Origin of the sequence: Actinomadura sp. KC345, from assembly GCF_004348515.1 — a bacterium.
Lineage (GTDB): Bacteria > Actinomycetota > Actinomycetes > Streptosporangiales > Streptosporangiaceae > Spirillospora.
In genome coordinates this window covers 1-3,488 of sequence record NZ_SMKH01000482.1, presented here as the reverse complement: position 1 = coordinate 3,488, position 3,488 = coordinate 1, and the positions used below count along the sequence as shown (strand labels likewise).

Below are 3,488 nucleotides of genomic sequence, written 5' to 3'. Positions count from 1 at the left end.
AGGGGCGGGTGCGGGGGCGCAGCCCGTCCCGGACCGCCTGGGAACGGTTCCGTCGCGACCGCGCCGCCGTCGCGTCCCTCGCCGTGCTGCTGCTGATCGCGGTGTTCGCGCTGCTCGCGCCGCTGTGGGCGCACCTGACCGGTCACCCCGGCGACGCGACGTTCCCCGCGACGGGCCTCGACATGAACGGGCAGCCGCGCGGGCCCGGCCGGGAGTTCCCACTCGGCGCCGACCAGCTCGGCCGGGACGTCCTCGTCCGCGCCGCCTACGGGGCGCGGATCTCCCTGGCCGTCGGGGTGTCGGCGGCGCTGCTGGCCGCCGTCGCCGGGACCGCCGCCGGGACGCTGGCCGGGTTCGCCGGCGGCCTCCTGGACGCCGTGCTGTCCCGGCTGATCGACGGCGCCCTCGCGCTGCCCTACCTGCTCGTGGCGATCCTGCTGTCGGCCGCCTTCCAGATCTCCTCCGCCCGCGCCGGCATCGTGATGACGATCCTGGTGATCGCGTTCTTCTCCGTCGCGGCGTTCGCGAGGATCATCCGCGGGCAGGTGCTGTCGCTGCGGCGGCGGGAGTTCGTCGAGGCCGCCCGGGCGCTCGGCGCGTCCAACGCGCGGATCATCGTGGCGGAGATCCTGCCGAACCTGGCCGCGCAGGTCACCGTGCTGACCGCGCTGCTGGTCCCGGCGTCGATCGTGTTCGAGGCGACGCTGTCGTTCCTCGGCGCCGGGGTGCCACCGCCGACGCCGAGCTGGGGGTCGATGCTCGGCGAGGGCGGCGACGTGTTCCAGACGGCGTGGTGGCTGCTGGCCGTCCCGGGCGTCCTGCTGCTGGCGACCACCCTGTCGTTCAACCTGCTCGCCGACGGCGTCCGCGACGCGCTCGACCCGCACCGCGGTCGCGCCGCCGCGCGCAAGGGGGGCCGCCGGTGACCCGCTTCGCCGCCCGCCGCCTGCTGCACGCGCTCCTGGTGCTGTGGCTGGTCGCGACGCTGGTGTTCGTGTTCGTGCACCTGTCGCCCGTCCCCGTGGAGCGGATCATCGGCGGGCCCCGCGCCACCACCGAGACCCTGGCGCAGATCCGGGCCAACCTCGGCCTGGACCGCCCCTTCGCCGTCCAGTACTGGCGGTTCATGGAGCGGCTGCTGCACGGCGACCTCGGCGACTCCTACATCAGCGGCACGCCAGTGACCGCGCTGATCGCCGCCCGGCTGCCCACGACGCTGTGGCTGGTCATCGGCGGCGGCGTCCTGTGGTTCGCCGGGGGCGTCGCGCTCGGCGTCCTCAGCGCGGCCAGGGCGCGGAGCCTGTGGGACAGGGCCGCGACGGTGATCGTGCTGGCGGGCCTGTCCACGCCGCCGTTCGTGATGGCGCTGGCGCTGCTGTACCTGTTCGCGACCCGGCTCGGCGACGGCGGCGTCCACCTCTTCGAGGCGGGCCCGCCGCTGCAGGACAACTTCCTGCGCCGGATGATCCTGCCGTGGACCGCGCTGGCGTTCCTGATGCTCGCCACCTACACACGCCTCACCCGCGGCGCGATGCTCGACGTCCTCGGCGAGGACTACGTGCGCACGGCCCGCGCCAAGGGCCTGCCGGAGCGCCGCGTCGTCGTCGGGCACGGGCTGCGGTCGGCGCTGACCCCGGTCGTCACCCAGTTCGGCATCGACCTCGGCGCGCTGATCGGCTCCACGATCGTCACCGAGAAGGTGTTCGGCCTGCAGGGCGTGGGGCAGCTCGTCCACCGCTCCATCGCGGCCGGCGACACCCCGGTGATCATCGGGGTGACGCTGCTGGTGACGCTGTGCGTGATCGTCGCGAATCTGCTGGTGGACATCTGCTACTCGTTCCTGGACCCCCGCGTCCGCCTCGCCTGACCCGGCCCGGACACTTCGCCATGATCTCGGCGTAACCCCGCTAGCTGGGCATGGATAAGCTTTCCGTATGCGATCGTGGCCCGCCTCCGAAGTCCCCCACCTCCCCGACGCGGGCCTGCCCGCCGCGGCATGGCCGCTGAGACTGCACGACACGGGGACCGGGACGGCGCGTCCCGCGGGCCCGGCCGGATCCGGCGGCACCGCCCGGATGTACGTGTGCGGCATCACCCCCTACGACGCGACCCACCTCGGGCACGCCAACACCTACCTGGCCTTCGACCTCGTCAACCGCGTGTGGCGCGACGCCGGCCACCGGGTGCACTACGTCCAGAACGCCACCGACGTCGACGACCCGCTTCTGGAACGTGCCCGCGAGACCGGGGAGGACTGGCGGGCGCTGGCCGACCGGGAGATCCAGCTGTTCCGCGACGACATGACCGCGCTGCGGATCCTGCCGCCCGACCGCTACATCGGCGCGGTCGAGTCCATCCCGCTGATCATCGAGATGATCGAGAAGCTGCGCGGCCGCAACGCCGCCTACGAGGTCGGCGGCGACGTCTACTTCCCGGTCGCGGCCGACCCGGACTTCGGGCAGGTCAGCAGGCTGACCCGTGAGGAGATGGCGCCGCTGTTCGCCGAGCGCGGCGGCGACCCGGACCGCGCCGGCAAGCGCGACCCCCTCGACGCCCTGCTGTGGTCGGCCCGGCGCCCCGGCGAGCCCGCCTGGGACTCGCCGTTCGGCGAGGGCCGCCCCGGCTGGCACGTGGAGTGCTCGGCGATCTCCATCGAGCACCTCGGGATGGCGTTCGACGTCGAGGGCGGCGGCTCGGACCTGGCGTTCCCGCACCACGAGATGGGCGCCTCCCACGCCCAGGTCGCCACGGGGGAGCGCCCCCACGCCCGCGCGTACGTCCACGCGGGCATGGTCGGCCTGGACGGCGAGAAGATGTCCAAGTCGCGCGGCAACCTGGTGTTCGTGTCGAAGCTGCGCGAGGCCGGCACCGACCCGATGGCGATCCGGCTGGCGCTGCTGGCGCACCACTACCGGTCCGACTGGGAGTGGACGCCGGACCGCCTCGCCGAGGCGGAGGCCCGCCTGGAGCGCTGGCGCGCCGCGGCGTCCCGCGCGTCCGGCCCGCCCGCCGCCCCGGTCGCCGAGGCCGTCCGCAGCCACCTCGCCGACGACCTGGACGCCCCCGCGGCCCTGAAGGCCGTCGACGCCTGGGCCGCGGCCGACGGCACCGACGCCACGGCCCCATCCCAGGTGAAGGCCCTGACCGACGCCCTCCTGGGCATAGCGCTGTGACGTCGGAGGCCCGGCCTTTCCGAAGCCCTGGCCACGCACAGGAACGGTCACGGAGCGAGCCGCCAGGCGAGTGCAGCGGGCCTGGACTGCAACGGATTCACCGCATGACGTAGCAGTCCCAGTCGCCCGGGGTGCCGCCGTCGCCGCGCAGGCGGGCCTCGGCGTCCGGCCGGTACTGGGAGGTGCACACCTGCGTCATCGTGATGTGGGTGTCCACGCCGATGTCGCCGCCGCGCGGCACGCAGTACCACTGGCCGGAGCGGAACTCGGAGTCCCGGTCGCGGGCTCCGCAGTACCGGGCGGGGTCGGGGGAGC

At 74.2% G+C, this 3,488-nt stretch carries 4 protein-coding genes; 3 read left to right on the top strand and 1 reads right to left on the bottom strand.

The annotated features are described in order from the left end of the window. Nucleotides 1-8 precede the first annotated feature (8 nt). From E1281_RS38540 to mshC, 3 genes are all read left to right on the top strand, one after another. Entirely contained in the window at nt 9-926 is a 918-nt protein-coding gene (locus tag E1281_RS38540) for an ABC transporter permease (protein WP_243717791.1), read from the top strand. Next, on the top strand, nt 923-1,867 hold the full coding sequence (locus tag E1281_RS38535) for an ABC transporter permease (RefSeq protein ID WP_131884633.1): 945 nt from the start codon (nt 923-925) through the stop codon (nt 1,865-1,867). Before E1281_RS38540 ends, E1281_RS38535 begins: the two co-directional genes overlap by 4 nt. A gap of 67 nt (nt 1,868-1,934) precedes the next feature. Beyond that, complete coding sequence (mshC, locus tag E1281_RS38530; protein ID WP_131884632.1) at nt 1,935-3,173, top strand: cysteine--1-D-myo-inosityl 2-amino-2-deoxy-alpha-D-glucopyranoside ligase; 1,239 nt, start codon at nt 1,935-1,937, stop codon at nt 3,171-3,173. Between the two features lie 97 nt (nt 3,174-3,270). On the opposite strand, the gene E1281_RS40920 is transcribed toward mshC, so the two are convergent. Beyond that, nucleotides 3,271-3,488: hypothetical protein (locus E1281_RS40920; RefSeq protein WP_165959300.1), on the bottom strand; the 218-nt coding region annotated here is incomplete at its 5' end.

What these genes read in the sequence shown, in the direction of transcription:
- mshC (WP_131884632.1), top strand. Translation starts at nt 1,935, where the DNA reads ATGCGATCGTGGCCCGCCTCCGAAGTCCCCCACCTCCCCGACGCGGGC.